General features: G+C 69.1%; 6 protein-coding genes. All 6 read left to right on the plus strand.

Annotated elements, in window-relative coordinates; genetic code table 11:
- The first annotated feature begins 500 nt into the window (after positions 1–500).
- Genes LQD00_RS19405 through LQD00_RS19430 form a run of 6 tightly spaced genes read left to right on the plus strand, consistent with a single transcriptional unit; the run spans position 501 to position 18,003 of the window.
- Entirely contained in the window at positions 501–14,306 is a 13,806-nt protein-coding gene (locus tag LQD00_RS19405; protein WP_232718893.1) for a non-ribosomal peptide synthetase, read from the plus strand.
- The gene (locus tag LQD00_RS19410) at positions 14,306–14,563 is read left to right on the plus strand and encodes an MbtH family protein (RefSeq protein WP_269785210.1); all 258 of its coding nucleotides are present in this window, start codon (positions 14,306–14,308) and stop codon (positions 14,561–14,563) included. Before LQD00_RS19405 ends, LQD00_RS19410 begins: the two co-directional genes overlap by 1 nt.
- The gene (locus tag LQD00_RS19415) at positions 14,541–15,761 is read left to right on the plus strand and encodes an ATP-binding cassette domain-containing protein (RefSeq protein ID WP_232718900.1); all 1,221 of its coding nucleotides are present in this window, start codon (positions 14,541–14,543) and stop codon (positions 15,759–15,761) included. The genes LQD00_RS19410 and LQD00_RS19415 overlap by 23 nt, the downstream gene beginning before the upstream one ends.
- Entirely contained in the window at positions 15,751–16,533 is a 783-nt protein-coding gene (locus LQD00_RS19420) for an ABC transporter permease (protein ID WP_232718908.1), read from the plus strand. The genes LQD00_RS19415 and LQD00_RS19420 overlap by 11 nt, the downstream gene beginning before the upstream one ends.
- Before the next feature lie 47 nt (positions 16,534–16,580).
- The gene (sigK, locus tag LQD00_RS19425) at positions 16,581–17,189 is read left to right on the plus strand and encodes an ECF RNA polymerase sigma factor SigK (protein WP_232718909.1); all 609 of its coding nucleotides are present in this window, start codon (positions 16,581–16,583) and stop codon (positions 17,187–17,189) included.
- Complete coding sequence (locus LQD00_RS19430) at positions 17,182–18,003, plus strand: anti-sigma factor (protein ID WP_232718910.1); 822 nt, start codon at positions 17,182–17,184, stop codon at positions 18,001–18,003. Before sigK ends, LQD00_RS19430 begins: the two co-directional genes overlap by 8 nt.
- Positions 18,004–18,043 lie beyond the last annotated feature (40 nt).

An 18,043-nucleotide genomic window follows, 5' to 3' on the forward strand; every position in this document is an offset into this window, starting at 1 on the left:
CCACCGAACACACGCCTGCCTGGGGTTTTCCTCCAGGCTGTGACACCTGGACGCTTCGCCCAGTGGGTTCGTGAGCCGATTCGCGACACAGCAGTGCCGCAGGCAACCCCACAAGTGTAGGGGAACGTGCAGGTGGGAGCCAAATCCCTACCGCAGACGACGGTGAAGCGTTTGGCAATCACCCGAATCGGGCAAAACTTTTTTCGAGCCGGACCCATCTGGCCCGGTACCCCGCACGAAGCACCCATGGGACGAGACCGGCCGGCACTGGCGATTCAAACCGCGAGCGATCAGTACGGCTTTCCGTCCGGAACGCAGTAAGCAAACCTGCGGCCGACGGGGCACCCGACGAGCGTCGAGTGCCGGGGGATCTGCTTCGACCCGAGCGTGACCACACATCTCACGTCATCGGTGTCCGACGTCCAGCACGACACGCGCGACCTGACCTCTCAGGACTTCGGTCCTCGACCGCCGGGCGCGCGTACACAGGGGAGGCATGCGTGACCACTGAAGACACCATCCGGCAGAGCAGCCACATCGAGAGCACATCCGACCCCGATCCCACGATCTCGATGACCGCCGCCCAACGTGGCATCTTCTATGCCCAGCAGCTCGAACCCGATGTACCGCTGACGATCGACGCGTACATCGAGTTTCGCGGTGACACAACGGGTTCCGACGGCGCTCCGGTGGACATCGATCCCGAGATCCTGCAGCGCGCGACGAAACTGACCGAGCTGGAGACGGAAGCCTCCATGCTGCGGCTCACCCCGACGGATGACGCCGAACCGACCCTGACCATCGACCGGTCGCGCAGACTGGTCGTCGGCACACAGGATTTCAGCGACGCCGCGGACCCGCGCGCAGCCGCGCTGGCCTGGATCGACGATCACCGGTCGAAGAGTCCGGACATGTTCTCCGATCCCCTCCTCGACACACACCTGCTCAAAATCGGTCCGGGACATTCGATCTGGTACTGCCGCGGTCATCACATCGGGTACGACGGCTATGCCGCCATGTACCTGATGCTCCGTGTCTCGTCGCACTACACGGCGATCGTCAACGACACCCCGCCTCCCCTGGCCGACACCGCGACGATGGCCGAGATCGCCGCAATGGACGTCGAGTACCGGACGTCGGAGAAGTTCCTCGCCGATCGGGAGTACTGGTCGCATCATCTGGACGACCTGCCCGAATCGGCCACTCTGACCAGGCGTTCCGGTCCGGCCGCGCCGTTGTCGAAGGTCAACTCGGCGACCCTCGACGATGACCTGGTCACCCGCATCCGCTCCCTGGCACGGGCCCACCGGGTGCGGCCGGCGTCGGTCATCACCGCCGCTGTCGCCGCCTACGTCGCCCGGTTCACCGATCGTGACGAGGCGGTCCTCAGCCTTCCGGTCGCGGCGCGCGACCGCGACATCCTGCGAACGTCCGCGGGCCTCATCTCCAACGTCGTCCCACTGCGCGTCACACTCGACGACGACGCCACCGTGGCCGATCTGCTCGCGGCGGTCAACGCGGAGATCAAGAGCGCCGTGCGCCACCAGAAGTACCGCCACGAGGACATCGTCGCCGACATCCTGGGGGCCGCCGGGGCCCGTCGCGGGTTCTTCGGACCGCTCGTCAACGTGATGCTGTTCTTCCAGCACATCGACTTCGGACCTGTGCACGGTGAGCTCAACGTGCTGTCCACCGGGCCGATCGAGGACGTCTCGGTCAACGTCTACGACAGCCTCGACGGCGGCATGAGCGTCGACCTGGAGGCGAATCCGAACATCTACGCCGATGACGAGATCGCCACCCACCACCGGCGGCTCGTCGAGTTCCTCGAAGCCCTGGTCACCGCCGCCCCCGACGCCCCGGTGTCCCACGTCAGCGTGCTGCGCGAGTGCGAGTACGCCGAGTTGTCTCACCACTCCACCGGCGCACAGGTCGAACTCGGCGAGCGCACCCTGGTCGACCTGTTGGACCAGGCTGCCGCAGCCCATCCCGACGCGCCCGCCCTCATCGCTGCGCACCCACGGAACTCAGACGAATCCCGGCCTCTCTCCCATGCCGAGTTCGCCCGGCAGACACGGTCCATGGCAGCGACCCTCCAGGATCGCGGCATCGGAGCGGAGAGCATCGTCGCCGTCCAGCTCCGCCGCAGCGTCGATCAGGTGCTGGCTCTGCACGCCGTCGTCCGGTCGGGCGCGGCCTTCGTCCCGGTCGACCCGGACGAGCCGGCTGACCGTCTCGAGCACATCCTGGCGGTCGCAGCCCCGGACCTCGTCATCACCGAGGAGAATCTGGCCGAGCTGCGCGCGAACCCCGACCGACGGGATCCCGCGCCGGTCGCCGGCCCGGACAACACCGCGTACCTGCTGTTCACCTCCGGTTCGACCGGCAAGCCCAAGGGCGTGGCGATCACCCACCGCGCGATCGTCAACCGGCTCGGATGGATGCAGGAGTGGTACTCCCTCACCGAGTCCGATCGCGTCCTGCAGAAGACCCCGGCCACCTTCGACGTGTCGGTCTGGGAGTTCTTCTGGCCGTTCGTCACCGGTGCCGCGCTCGTGGTCCCCTCTGCCGACGGACACCGCGACCCCTGGTACCTGCGCGACGTGATCGACGAACACCGAATCACCACGGTGCATTTCGTCCCGTCGATGCTCACCGCGTTCTCGGCGGCCCTCTCCGCCGACGCCGACACCCCTGGCGGTGCACACCGGCGGGCCACGACGACGCTGGGGTCGCTGCGCCAGATCTTCACCAGCGGCGAGGCACTGACGCCGGGCACGGTCGGTGCGACCGCAGCACTCACCTCCGCACCGATCCACAATCTGTACGGCCCCACCGAGGCGGCCATCGACGTCACCCACCACGACGCCTGCCGTGCGGACGTCCCGGTCGTGCCCATCGGCCGACCCGTGTGGAACACCAGCGTGCACGTCCTCGACCACCGCTTGCGTCCGCAGCCGCCCGGCGCCGTCGGCGAGCTTTACCTCGGCGGCGTCCAGCTCGCCCGCGGTTACCGGGCACGGCCCGACCTCACCGCAGCGCGATTCATCGCCTCCCCCGACGGAAGCGGCGAACGTCTCTACCGCACCGGCGATCTGGTCCGCATGAACGCCGACGGTGAACTGGAGTACCTGGGACGCACCGACTCCCAGGTCAAGATCCGCGGTCAGCGAGTGGAACTCGGCGAGATCGAGTCCACGCTGGGCTCTCTGCGCGGAGTCGCCTCCGCGGGTGTCCTCGTCCGCGACGACCTCGTCGTCGACGGACCCGTCCTCGTCGGCTACGTCAGCGGCACCGCCGACCTGCACACCCGCGAGTTGCGGAGCGAACTGGAGTCGGCGCTGCCCGCGCACATGATCCCGACGGTCGTCATGGTGCTCGACGAGCTCCCGACCACCTCGAACGGCAAGCTCGACCGCCGGGCGCTCCCCCGGCCGGAACTACGCACCGACCGCGAGTTCGTCGCACCCGAAACCGCGCTCCACCGGTTCGTCGTGCGCACCGTCGCCGACGTCCTGGGACTGGACCCCGAGTCGACGGAGAGCGCACCGATCTCGTTGCGCGACGACTTCTTCGCCATCGGCGGCACGTCGCTGTCGGCGACCCGAGTGGCCTCCCGTCTCTCGAAGGCGACCGGCCGGCGCATCTCGATCCGCACGATCTTCGATGCCGCGGACATCGGCGGGATCGTCGACGCGCTCACCGATCTGGGTGTCGGAGTCGACGATTCCCCGGAGAGCACCTCGCCCCGCGCCGGTACGCGCGTCCTCGACGGCTCCCCGGTGCCCCTGTCACCGGCACAGCACCGGCTCTGGCTCGCCACCCGCCTCGATCCGGCCGGCGCGGCCACCTACAACATGCCCTTCACCGTCCGCCTTGTCGGCACGCTCGACTCCGACGCCCTGCGGCAGGCCCTCACCGACGTCATCGTCCGCCACGAACCGCTGCGCAGCGTCGTCGTCGAGCGCAACGGCACCGCCTTCATGTCGCCGCAACCGCCGGATACGGTGACCGTCGACCTGCCGGTCCTGCGGGCGCAGGACGTGCGCGATCTCCCGGACCGTGAGTTCGCCTCCCAGACCTTCGATCTCGCCGTCGACCTGCCGATCCGGGCGCGTCTCGTCCGCACCTCCGACGATGACCACCGCCTCACGATGGTGGTCAACCACATCGCCGCGGACGGATGGTCATTGGCACCCCTCGCCGGCGACCTGGCGACGGCGTACCGCGCTCGCCGCGAAGGCAACGAACCCGACTGGGCCGCACTGCCCGTCACCTACTCGCAGGTCAGCGCGGACCGTCATGCCTGGGTGTCCGAGAGCGTCGGTGCCACCGCCGAACTCGAGTTCTGGCGGGCCACCCTCGCGGACGCCCCCGGCGAGACCGATCTGCCGCTGGACCGCCCGCGTACCGGCCGCGGTGACGCATCGGGCGCGTCGGTGATCCACACCCTCTCACCCGACACGCACCGCGCCATCCGGGATCTGTCCGTCGCCACCGGTTCCACCGTGTTCATGGTGTTGCACGCCGCCGTGGCCACCCTGCTGCGGTCGCTGTCCCAGTCGTCGGACGTCGTCGTCGGAACACCTGTCGCCGGACGCGGGGACGCCGACCTCGACGGTCTCGTCGGCATGTTCGTCAACACGCTGGCACTGCGCACGGCGGTCGACAAGGACACCGCCTTCGTCGATCTGCTGGCGCACGTACGCGACGTCGACCTCAACGCCTTCGACAACGCCGACCTGCCCTTCGACCGTCTCGTCACCGAACTCAACCCGGACCGGTCGTCGCACGTCCATCCGTTCTTCCAGGTGTCCCTCGCGCTGGAGGACCGTTCGGCCATCCGTCTCGACTTCGCCGGCCTCTCGGCCACCGCGTCACGCGTCGACACCGGGTACTCCACCTTCGACCTCCAGCTGACTTTCACCGAGACGCAGGACACCGACGGCGAGCCTGCCGGCTTGTCTCTCGAGATCGGTTACGCCACCGCCCTGTTCGATCGGTCCACGGTGGCCGCACTCTCCTCGCGCCTCGACCGCCTGCTGCAGGCGGCCACCGCCCAGCCGAGCTCCGCGGTCGGCGACCTCCCGGTCCTCGACCTCCACGAACGACTCGACCTCGTTCCCGCAGTCGGCGAGGGACGCCGACCCGTCGAGCATCTGACGACGCTGCTGTCCACGGCCGCCGCGTCCTCCCCCTATCGGATCGCCATCACCGACGGCACGCGGTCGCTGACGTATCGAGACCTCGACGCCGCGTCGAACCGGCTCGCGCGGTTGCTGATCGAACGGGGCGCCGGTCCCGAACGTCATGTCGCGGTGGCGCTTCCGCGTGGCGTGGACTGGATGATCGCCATGTGGGCCGTGGCCCGGTCCGGGGCCGCGTGGGTGCCCGTCGACCCGGCCTACCCGCCGGCGCGTATCGCGCACATGCTCGGCGACTCCGGTTCCCGCCTCCTCCTGACCGACCGGTCCTCCGACCCGCGGACCGCACTGGCCGGCGAATCCGCAAGCAGCACCGAGCATCTCCCGAAGACTCTCGTCCTCGACGACGACGAGGTCGTCGAATCGGTACTCCGGATGTCCGCAGCGCCGGTGTCGTCCGCCGAACGCCCGGGCCCGCTCGATGTCGATCAGCCCGCCTACCTGATCTACACATCCGGCACCACCGGCACCCCCAAGGGCGTGGTGGTCAGTCATCGCGGTCTCGCGGACTTCGCGGCGCAGCAGGTCACGCAGTACGGGATCACCCCCGACAGCCAGACCATGCACATGGCCTCACCCAGTTTCGACGCGTCGGTGCTCGAGATCCTGATGGCCATCGCGGCCGGTTCGACGATGCACATCATCCCGCCGGGCATCGTCGGCGGCGCCGAACTGGCCGAGCTGATGCGGGAAGGCCATGTCACCCATGCCTTCCTGACCCCGTCCGTGCTCACCACCATGTCGCCCGCCGACGTCCCCGAACTCGAGGCCCTCGTCATCGGTGGCGAGCATCCCAACCCGGAGGTGGTGCGTACGTGGTCGAGCGGGCCGCGGCTGTTCAACGCCTACGGCCCGACGGAGACCACGGTCGTCGCCGCCGTGTCGTCGCCGATCCAACCCGACTACCGCACACTGACCATCGGACGGCCCATTCGTGGCGTCTCCGTGCTCGTGCTCGACGAACGTCTGCAGCCGGTCGCCCCCGGCGCGGTCGGCGAGCTGTACGTCGCCGGTGAGCATCTCGCCCGCGGGTATCACGGGGTGCGCCCACTGACCTCGAAGAGGTTCATCGCCAACCCGTTCGGCGATCCGGGCGAGCGGATGTACCGCACCGGCGACCTGGTGCGTTGGACGACCGATCACGAACTCGAGTTCCGGGGCCGCGCCGACCATCAGACCAAGGTTCGCGGTCACCGCATCGAACTCGGGGAGATCGACGCCGTGCTCGTCGCCGACCCCGCGGTGCGCGCGGCGGTCACGACCACCCACGGCGAGGGCGACCGCGCTCATCTCGTCTCCTACGTGACGATGGCGGACGGTACCGCGGACACCGCGTCGGACGTTCGTGAGCGTTTGTCGGATCGTCTTCCGCGACACATGATCCCGTCGACGATCGTCGAACTCGACGAGATCCCGACGACACCGATCGGCAAGGTCGACCTGCGCGCGCTGCCCGCACCGGAGGCCCTGCCGGCCGAGACCGGCGTCGCCTACGTCGCGCCGCTCACGCCCACCGAGCAGACGGTGGCCGACCTCATCGCCGAACGACTCGGCCTCGAACCCGGCACCGTCGGCCGTCACCACGACTTCTTCGACCTCGGCGGGAACTCGCTGCTGGCGACCCAGATCGTCGGCGCGCTCGAGCACCTGACCGGCCACCGGATACCGGTGCGCGAGGTCTTCGACAATTCGACCGTCGCCGCGATCGCACGCCTCGTGCCCGCGCGGGATCTCGAGCGAGCGGACATGAACGAGACGCGCATCCCCCGTCTCGTGCACGATGCCGACGCACCCGTCGAGCCCGGTCCCGCCCAGCAGCAGCTCTGGTTCCTCAACCAGCTCGCCGTCGGCGAGACCGCTGATGGGGACGGTTCCGCGACAGCCGGTTACGCGATCGCGTTCGCGCTCGACCTCCGCGGTCGTCTCGACGTCGATGCACTCGCCGCCGCGATCAGGCACACCGTCGACCGCCACGTGATGCTGCGAACCGTCTATCCCGATCACGACGGCAAGCCTGTCCTCGACGTACACCCCGCCGACGCCGTCACTCTCGACCTCGCGGTCACCGACACCACGGAAGCGCACTGGCCGGATCTGGCCCGGGTTCTCGCCGCCCGCCCGTTCGATCTGACCACCGACCTCCCGCTGCGGACCGCACTGCACCGGATCGACGGCGACGCCATGCACCACCGGCTGTCGATCGTCATCCACCACATCGCCGCCGACGGGTGGTCGATGATCCCGCTCCATCGGGACATCACCCGCACCTACGCCGAACTCCGTGACGGTGCCACGACCGGCGCGAAGCCCATCACCGGCACCGCGATCGACTACCTCGACTACCTGCGGTGGCAGGCCGAGAACCTCGCCGATCACGGTGAGCTCACGGACTGGTGGCGACGCGAACTCGACGGGATCGACGCCGGTCCCATCCTGATCCCCGACGCCCCGGCCGGACGGCCTCGTCGTGCCGAGGTCGTCGAGGTGGAGTTCGGCGCCGAGATCCGCCGTCGGCTGATGGCCGTCTCCCCCGACCACGCCACCGAGTTCATGAGTGTGCACGCACTGTTCGCGGCCCTGCTCCACCGTCTGCACGCCGATCCCGCCACCCATGTGGGCGGCGCGCCCTCCGACATCGTCATCGGCACCCCGGTCGCCGGGCGCAACGACCCCCGTCTCGCCGACGTCGTCGGGATGTTCGTGAACTCGGTGGTCTTGAGGACCCCGGTGGACGGTCGTGAGAGCTTCACGACTCTGCTCGACTCCGTTCGTCACCGCGACCTCGAGGCGCTCTCGCAATCCGACATGCCGTTCGAGCGGATCGTCTCGATGGTCAATCCTCCTCGTGACGGCCGGCATCCGATCTTCCAGATCGCGCTCGCCTTCGATGCACAGACGACCGACGCCTCCACCGACAGAGCGGCATCAGGTCCGCTCGACGCCGGCTCCGGAATCTCCGATCTGCGCATCGATGCCGACGAGATCGACACCGGCACGGCGCGTTTCGATCTCGAGCTCCGCATCCGGGACGGGCGCGCACGGTTCACCTATGCCACCGACGTCCACACCCGCGCTCGCGTCGAGACCCTGGCCCGGATGTTCACCGATCTCGCCGACGCCGCGACGGCACACCCCGACGTCCCCCTCGACGATCTCCACCTGACGACGGCCGGAGACCTCCAACCGGTCGGCGAACCCACGATCACACCGCGCCACCTCGCCGACATCATCACCGCCACGGCACGCCGGTATCCCGACCGGGTGGCCGTCGAGGACTCCGGTCGCAGTCTGACCTACGCCGAGATCGACGAGATCTCGACGATCTGGGCGCACAACCTGCAGGCCTTCGAGGTGGGCACCGACGACGTCGTCGCCGTGGCACTCGAGCGCAGCATCGACTCGGTGATCGCCACCTGGGCGGTGGCCAAGAGCGGTGCCGCGATCCTTCCCGTCGACACCCGCTACCCCGCCGACCGGGTCGCCCACATGATCAGCGATTCCGGGGCCCGCCTGGGCATCACCTCCGCTGATCGCTTCGCGGATGTGCCCCAGGAGATCTGGTGGGCCTCTCCCGGCATCCTGGGTGTCCCGTGGGAGAGCCCGACCCCGGATGCCGATTCGCTCGCGGGTCCGCGCCACACCGACTCGCTCGCGTACGTCGTCTACACCTCCGGGTCCACCGGAAAGCCCAAGGGCGTCAGCGTGACCCATCGTGGACTCGCCGCGTTCGGTGCAGCGCAGCGCGATCGCTACCGGGTGGCCCCCGGGGATCGCACCCTGCATTTCGCCTCCCCGGCCTTCGACGCCGCGACGCTCGAGTTCCTCCTGGCCTTCGAGGTCGGCGCGACGATGGTGATCGTCCCGTCGACGATCTACGGCGGTGACGAACTCGTCGACTTCGTCGACGAGCACGCGGTCACCCATGCGTTCATCACCCCGGCCGCGTTGGCCACCGCCGCCCCGCATCCACTGCCTCTGCTGCGCACGCTCGGAGTCGGAGGCGAGGCCTCGACGCCGGAGTTGGTGGCACGGTGGGGAACCGACCGCAGCTACGTCAACTCCTACGGCCCGACCGAGACCACCATCGTCGCCGTCATGTCGCAGCCGCTCCGTCCGGGCGCGCCGATCACCATCGGCACCCCGGTCACCGATTGCACCGCGCTGGTCCTCGACCATCGCCTGCGCCCGGTGCCCGATCACGTCCCCGGCGAGCTGTACATCAGCGGCCCGGGCGTGGCCCGTGGCTATCTCGACCGGAGTGGACCGACCGCCGCCCGGTTCGTCGCCCGCCCGGGCGGTTCCGGTGACGTCATGTACCGCACCGGCGACATCGTCCGGCGCGACGCCGACGGATCGCTGGTCTACCACGGCCGCAGCGACAACCAGGTCAAGTTGCGCGGCTTCCGCATCGAACTCGACGAGGTCACCGCCGCGTTGAGCGCCGCCGAAGGCGTCGACTTCGCGACGACCGTCGTCCGTGGGCAGGGTGCGGACGCGGTGCTGGTCGGGTACGTCACCTCCACCGATCCGACCGACGCACCGGACACCGCAGCCGTTCTGGACACCGTCCGGCAGCGCCTCCCGCGACACATGGTCCCGTCCGCGGTGGTCGTCCTCGATGCGATCCCCCTGACAGGCAACGGGAAGCTCGATCACCGAGCGCTCCCCGATCCCGCCACGACAGCGGTGTCGACGTCGGGTCGCGCTCCGCGCACTCTCGCCGAGACCGCGCTGACGCACATCCTCGCCGGCGTTCTCGATCTCCGTCCCGACGAGGTGGGGGCCACCGACGACTTCTTCCTCCTCGGCGGCACCTCACTGCAGGCGACCACGCTGGTCAGCCGGATCAACCGCGTCCACATCGGTGAACGGCTCCGGGTACGGGACGTCTTCGATCACCCGACACCCGAAGCGCTCGCGCCGCTGCTCATGCTCCCGGAGGGTTGGGACGTGAGTGCACCGGCCGCGGCCGACCTCATCTCGGGGTCAATCGAACAGACTGCGCCCGAACGGCTTTCGGACCGGCCCGAGCGGTTCCCGCTGGCTCCCGCCCAGCGTCGGCTCCACTCGATGGCCACCGCGAACCCCGAGTCCACCGAGTACCTGATGCCCTTCGTGCTGCACCTGCACGGAGACCTCGACGTGCCCGCGCTGCGCGGCGCACTCGTCGACATCGTGGCCCGGCACACCAGTTTGCGCACCGTCTTCGAACCCGGCGAACACGGCCCCATGGGGCGAGTGCTCGACGACCCGGAGGCCGTGATCGGGGACCTCACGGTGCAGTGGACGACCGATGTCGCGACCGAAATCACCCGGTCGGCAACCCGGCCCATGGATCTCGCCAGGTGTGCGCCGATCACCGCGACACTCGTCGCCGACAGCTCGACCGCCGGCAGCTCGACCGCCGGCACGGAGGCCGAACACGTACTCGTGCTCGTCCTGCATCACATCGCCGCCGACGGTGCGTCGCTGCCGATCCTCGTGGCCGACCTCACCCGCGCCTACGGCGAACGTCGACGCGGCCGTATCGAGAACTGGACGCCGGCCGACGTCGACTACCGCGATCACGCGCTCGAGAGTGCGGACGACGAAAGCCTCGCCGACGACCTCCGCTTCTGGGAGGAGACTCTCGCCGACGCCCCGGCGGAGACCACCGTGGCGCCGCCGGCGGAGGATGCGCGGCCGTCCGAATCCGGAGCGGGCTCCATGAGTCTGGGCCTTCCGGCACACACCCGAGGCCTGATCGCCTTCGCCCGTGAGCAGTCGACCACTCCGTTCTCGGTCCTGCACACGGCACTGGCGATCCTGCTGAACCGGCTCGGCCTCGGCGACGATCTCGTCGTCGGCAGCCCGGTCGCCAATCGCATCGGCCACGACGCAGACCACGACTACAGCGGTGTGGTGGGTATGTTCGTCAACGTCGTGCCGCTGCGGACACGTCTGGAGGCGGCCGACACGGTCGCCGGACTCGTCCGCCGGGTACGCGACGCCGACGTCGACGCGCTCGACCACCGCGGCCTCCCGTTCGACGACCTCGTCGCGTCGCTGAACCCGCCGCGCACCCCCGGACGGCATCCGCTGTTCCAGGTGGCGCTGTCGGTCCATGACTACACGGCCGGGAACACCGGCGGACCCGCCGACGGACTGCCGGCGACGACCATCGAGATGGATGCGGGACTCCGCGCGTCGATCGCCGAATTCGATTCCCCGGAAGCGAAATTCGACCTGCAGTTCACGCTGACCGGCATGCGCGACGGAGATGCCGCCCTCCAGGTCACCTACGACACCGCTCGATACCGCCGGCAGGATGCCGAACTCCTGGCGACGCGCCTGATGCGGGTAGTACGCGGCATGCTGGGCGACCCGGGGCGGCCAATCGGCGACATCCGGATCACCGACCCGCTCGAGATCGCCGAGCGCACACCGTCACTCGGCCGTCCGGCGCAGATGCCGACCACGCTCGACCGGTTGTTCGCGCAAGCTGTGCAGCGTAATCCCGACGGCCTGGCCGCCATCACGGGCTCGCCGGATTCTCCCGAGACCATCACGTACGCAGAGCTCGACGCGCGTTCGAACCGGTTGGCCCGCGTACTGCTGGGTCGGGGCGTCGGCGCCTCGGACGCCGAACACGTGGTCGCGATGGCCATACAGCGGTCGATCGAGTCACTCGTGGCGATCTGGGCCATCGTGAAGACCGGCGCGGCCTATGTGCCGATCGACCCCACCTATCCCGCCGACCGGATCGCCCACATGCTCGGCGACAGCGGCGCACGGCTCGTCGTGACGACCGCGTCGGCGAGCGAATCCATCGCCGCCGGGATGGCCGGGGATCCGACGCCGCTGCTGGTGCTCGACGACGCGTCGACGAAGACGCGACTGCAGCACTCGTCGCCGTCACCGATCACCGATGCCGAACGCGGTTCGACGATCCGGCCCGATCAGCTCGCCTACATCATCTACACCTCCGGTTCGACCGGACGGCCCAAGGGTGTACTCGTGCCGCATTCCGGGCTGCGTCCGGTGCACGACGAACTCGCCCACCGGATGGCCCCGGGTCCGATGTCGAGGGTGCTGCACTTCGCGTCGCCCAGCTTCGACGCGTCGGTTCTGGAAATGCTGCTCGCCCTTGCCGGTTCGGCTCCGCTGGTCATCGTCGGACCCCAGGTCTACGGCGGTGAGGCACTCAGCGACGTCATCGACTCCGCGCAGGTCACGCATGCGTTCATCACGCCGGCGGCCGTCGCGAGCATGTCACCGGCCGCGGTGCCCTCGCTGCGGGCGCTCGCCGTCGGCGGTGAGGACTACGGCGCCGACCTGGTCCGGCGCTGGGCTCCCGGACGGACCCTGATCAACGTGTACGGACCGACCGAGACCACGATCATCATCACCGGCAGCGAATCACTCACGCCCGACCGGCAATTGACGATCGGCACGCCGAACAACGGAGTGGGCGCGCTCGTCCTCGACGAGCGTCTGCATCCGGTCCCGGCCGGGGTGGTGGGCGAGCTCTATCTCATGGGCCCGCAGATCACCCGCGGCTACCATCGCCGGCCGGGTCTCACCTCGACCCGTTTCGTGCCGGCACCGATGGTCACCGGACCGCGCTTCGCCGGTCGCCGGATGTACCGCACCGGCGACCTGGTCCGATGGACCGAGGACGGCCGGCTGGTCTACGTGGGACGCGGCGACACCCAGGTGCAGGTCCGCGGCTTCCGGATCGAGCTCGGCGAGATCGACGACGCCCTGACGACCGAGCCGGATGTCGACTTCGCGGTGACCCTCGTCGAGGGCAGCGGAGCTGCGGCGAAGCTCCGCAGTTACGTCACCGCGACCGGCGGAGCAGCACCTGACCCCGCCGATCTACGACGCCGCGTGAGTCGCCGGCTCCCCCGGCACATGGTGCCGACCTCGGTCACCCTGCTCGATTCCATCCCGCTGACCCCCACCGGCAAGCTCGACCGCAAGGCGTTGCCCGCACCCGCCGATGACGCCACCCGTCGCGCACCGGCCCCGGGTGGCGAGACGACGATCGCGCAGGTCTTCGCCGAGGTCCTGGAGGTCGAGATGGACACGATCGGGGCCGACGACGGCTTCTTCGACCTCGGGGGCAATTCCCTGCTGGCCACCGCCGTCACCTCGCGCCTGACCGAACGGACCGGCCGCCAAGTGTCCGCGCAGTCACTCTTCGGCGCGCCGAGCCCGGCGGAACTCGCCGCGGCACTGGGCATCGACGGGGCGGCGCCGACCGACCCGTCGGAACAGTCCGGCACAACTGGGCTAAACGTGCTCCTGCCCCTGCGTCGGCAACGCGGCGACACCGCGGAGAATCCCGGCGGGCCACCTCTGTTCGTCGTCCATCCGGCGATCGGACTGTCGTGGAGCTTCACCTCGCTCCTGCCCCACCTGCCCGCCGGCCGGGCGCTGTACGGACTGCAGCATCCGGCGCTGTCCGGGAAGCCCTGTCCCCGCACGATCGGCGACCTCGCCGCCGAGTACGTGGCGCAGATCCGGGCCGTCGCCCCGGAGGGCCCGTATCACCTCGTGGGGTGGTCGCTCGGCGGACTCATCGCGCACGAGATGGCGGTTCAGCTGCGGGAGGCCGGCGACGACGTCGCCCGGCTCGTCGTACTCGACAGCTACGTCGTCTCCGAGCGACCGGACCTCGATGCCGAGGCGTCGATCACCGACCTGATGCGCGAGTTCGGCCTCGAACTCGGCAGCGAAGAGCTCTCCGGGACAGAAGAACTCACCGTCGCCGACGCGCACCGCATCATCTCCTCGGTGGGCGGAGCGCTCGGTGGCCTGACCCGGGAGGCCCTGGGCAAGGTCCACGAGGTGTTCCGCCACGCCTCCCCGCTGGCGGAGAGGTGGCGGCCGCGTGTCTACGACGGCGACCTGACCTTCGTCACCGCCACCGTCGATCCCCAGCCCGGCGCACCCGCCGTCGACGCCTGGCACTCGAAGGTGACCGGACGGGTCGTCGAGATCGAGGCGCACAGCACCCATGCACGAATGATGTTGCCCGAGCACGTGTCCGACTGGGTACATGCCATCGGTGTATCGCCGGGGTCACCGGCGGCCGCCACACGACAGGAGAAGTGATGACCAATCCCTTCGACGACACCGACGGAGTCTTCCGCGTGCTCGTCAATCACGAGAACCAACACTCGCTGTGGCCGGAGTTCGCACCCGTCCCCGACGGCTGGCGGACCGTCTTCGGCCCGTCCGGCCACGACGAATGCCTCGAGTACGTCGAACAGAACTGGCGAGACATGCGGCCCGCCAGCCTGATCCGGACGATGGAGAGTGCACAGGACGAAGGAAGCGAGGCCACCCGTGGGGCGACACAGTATCGCTGACGAATCACCGGGCCGTGGGGCGTCACCGTACGCGCTGGAGCTCCGCGGGCTGCAGAAGACCTTCCGCACCGGATTGTTCGGCCGCGGTCCGCGGGTCCATGCCCTGAACGGACTGGATCTCTCGGTCCCCACCGGAACGGTGCATGCCCTGCTCGGCCCCAACGGCGCGGGCAAGACGACCACCGTCCGCGCGGTGGCGACCCTGATGACCCCGGACGAGGGCTCGGTCATCGTCGACGGCGTCGATGCCATCGCCGATCCCGGCGCGGTCCGGAAGATCGTCGGGGTGTCCGGCCAGTACGCCGCCGTGGACGGGAACCTGACCGGTTTCGAGAACCTGCGCATGGTCGGCCAGTTGTACGGGCAACCACGTTCGGTGGCATCCGAGCGTGCCCGCGAACTGATCGCGGAGCTGAACCTCGAGGACGCCGCCGACCGACCGATGCGGACCTACTCGGGCGGCATGCGTCGTCGTCTGGACCTCGCCGGCGCCCTCATCAACCGCCCCTCACTGGTGATCCTCGACGAGCCGACGACCGGACTCGACCCGCGTGGACGACGCCAGATGTGGGAGGTCATCGCCGAGCAGGTCAGCTCCGGCGCGACAGTTCTGCTCACGACGCAGTACCTCGAGGAGGCCGACGCCCTCGCCGACGAGATCACCGTCATCGACCACGGCACGATCCGGGCCCAGGGCAGCGCGGCGGAGCTGAAGTCAGCCACCGGTGGATCGATACTCACCGTCGAAGTCGTTGTCCCCCATACGGACGGCGCCGAGGCACAGGTGTCGGCATCCCTCGCCGACATCGGAGTCGGACCGGCAGAACGCCTCGGACCGGACGGTGATGCCGCCACCGACTCGGCGCGCTGGTCGGTCCCCGTCGACGCGGGCACCCGCAGTGCCGTCGCGGCGGTCCGGGCGCTGTCGAGCGCCGGCATCGAGGTCGTCGACGCATCCGTGTCGACACCCACCCTCGACGACGTCTTCCTGACACTGACCGACCGTTCCGGCTCGGAAGCTCCTCCGGTCGACGAGATCGCCGACACGCCAAGCGAGTCGGATGTCACGGCGCCCGAACCGGACATCGACGGCAAGACGGTCAACGGTTTCGCCGAGTTTGTCGCCGGAACAGACGACAGCTTCACCGACGTAACCGACATTCCGCCCAGCCGATCGGAGCGAGCCCGTGTTCACTGACACCGCAGTACTGGTCGAGCGAAACCTGCTGACCGTCAAACGCATACCGACGCTCCTCATCAGCGCGACGATCCAGCCGCTGATGTTCGTCTTCCTCTTCGCCTATGTCTTCGGCGCGACCTTCGGCGGCGGTTCTTACCGCGAGTTCCTGATGGCGGGGATCTTCACGCAGACCGTCGTGTTCAATGCCGCCTTCACCACCGTCGGCCTGGCGAACGACACCTCGGACGGGATCATCGACCGCCTCCGCTCGCTACCGATGTCCCGACTGGGCGTCATCAGCGGCCGGGTCACCTCGGACATGCTCCTGGGCGCCGTCGGACTGGCGGTCATGGTCGCCTGCGGACTGGCCATCGGTTGGCGGGTCTACGGCAGCGCCGCCGACGCCGCCATCGCCTTCGGCATCATCGGGCTCTTCGCCATCGCGATGGCCTGGGTCGGTGCCGTGACCGGTCTGGCGGCACCGAATGTCGAAGCGGCACAGAGTATCGGCTTTCTCTGGATGTTCCCGGTGACGTTCCTGTCGAGCGCGTTCATCTCTGCCCAGAGCCTCCCCGGCCCCCTGCGCACCATCGCGGAGTGGAACCCGGTGACCGCCGTCGCGACCGCCTGCCGGCAGTTGTTCGGGAACGAGGCACCACCGATGTTCCCGGCCGCGACGGGGTGGGTGGCCGACCATGCCGTGGGGTATGCAGTGGGCTCGTCGTTGGTCATCCTGGCCGTGTGCGTCCCTGTGTCCCTTGTCCTTTACCGACGGTCAGCGAACCGGTGATCGCCGATCACCGGAGAAGTTCCGACCATTCCGGTTACCGTGATGAAGTGACATCGGATGACGGCAGCGCGACCCCCGATGCGGACCACGGACGTGGACACGAATCTCGTTTGTTGCGCGATCTTCTCGCATCGGCTTCCACCGGGGACCGTGCGGCGTTCACGCGGCTGTACGACCTGACGAGTTCGCGCATCTACGGACTCGCGTTCCGCGTGGTCCGCGACCGCGAATACGCCGAGGAGATCGTGCAGGAGGCCTACCTGCAGTACTGGCAGAAGGCGGATCAGTACCACGCCGCCCGCGGGTCGGTCCTCACCTGGATGATGACCATCGCCCATCGTCGCGCCGTCGATCGCGTACGCAGCGAACAGCTGCAGCAGGACCGGATGTCGGACTATGGTGCGGCCTCGGTGGAGACCCCACGCAACATTCCGCTCGAGGTGGCTGTCCACGCCGACGAGGCGCGTACGCTACGCACATGCCTCGGCGAGCTGACCGAACTGCAACGGAGCTCAATCGAGATGTCCTACTTCGGCGGCCTGACCTACCCGGAGGTCGCGCAGCAGACCGAAACCCCCTTGCCCACCGTCAAGTCCCGCATCAGAGACGGCCTTCGCCGCCTGAAACAGTGCCTGAGGACGCAGGAGGATGCCTGACCTGACCATGACAACCACCGACACCGAGCCCGACGACCGAATGTCCGCCTGGCTCGACGACCACATCGAGCTGTACGCCGTTTCCGCTCTGACCCCGGAGGAGACCCTCCGCGCGGAGCGGGAACTCGCCGCGCTCTCGCCGGACGCGCGGTCGGCCTATGAGTCCCGGATCGTCGAGATCCACACCGCCATGGCCGGATTCGCGAGCACGTACGCCCTGGAGGCGCCCTCTGATCTTCGGCACCGGGTGCTGACCCATGTCTTCGACGAGGCAGCCGCCGACGGCGCCTCGGAGGCGCCGACCACCCAGCCCGTGCCCATCGGCGGACGCCGACAGAGCCCACGCCGGACGACGGCTGTGCTCGCCGCCGCCGCGGCGACCGTCGTCGTCGCCCTCGGCGCCGGCGTCCTGATCGGCCGCACCACGGCACCGGAACCCTCGCCTGCCACGACAGCGGTCGGCGAGACGCAACGGGACGTCCTCACGGTCCTCGCCGCCGGTGATGCGACCTTGACCGCCGAACCTCTCGCGGACGACCGCGGCACGATCACCGTCATCACCTCCGCGACCGCCGGCCGCGCGGTGACCCTGATCCGGGATCTGAGCCGTCCGCTCTCACCGGACAGCACCTTCCAGCTCTGGCTGGTGGGCGGAGCGGAGAATCCGGTTCCGGCCGGCCTGATCCCCGGCGGCGACACCGAACCCGTCGTCGTCGACGATCTCGGCGACGCCCAGGTGCTGGCGGTGACCATCGAGCCCACGGGCGGTTCCCCGCAGCCGACCACGCCGATCCTGGCTCAGGTCCCGCTCTGAGCCGAACCGGTATCGCCGAGCCCGCCGGTGAACGGTGCCT

The organism is Gordonia metallireducens (assembly GCF_021245825.1).
Classification (GTDB): domain Bacteria; phylum Actinomycetota; class Actinomycetes; order Mycobacteriales; family Mycobacteriaceae; genus Gordonia; species Gordonia namibiensis.

Coding starts and splice junctions, on each gene's coding strand:
- LQD00_RS19410 (WP_269785210.1), top strand. CDS start 14,306: ATGACCAATCCCTTCGACGACACCGACGGAGTCTTCCGCGTGCTCGTC.
- LQD00_RS19430 (WP_232718910.1), top strand. CDS start 17,182: ATGCCTGACCTGACCATGACAACCACCGACACCGAGCCCGACGACCGA.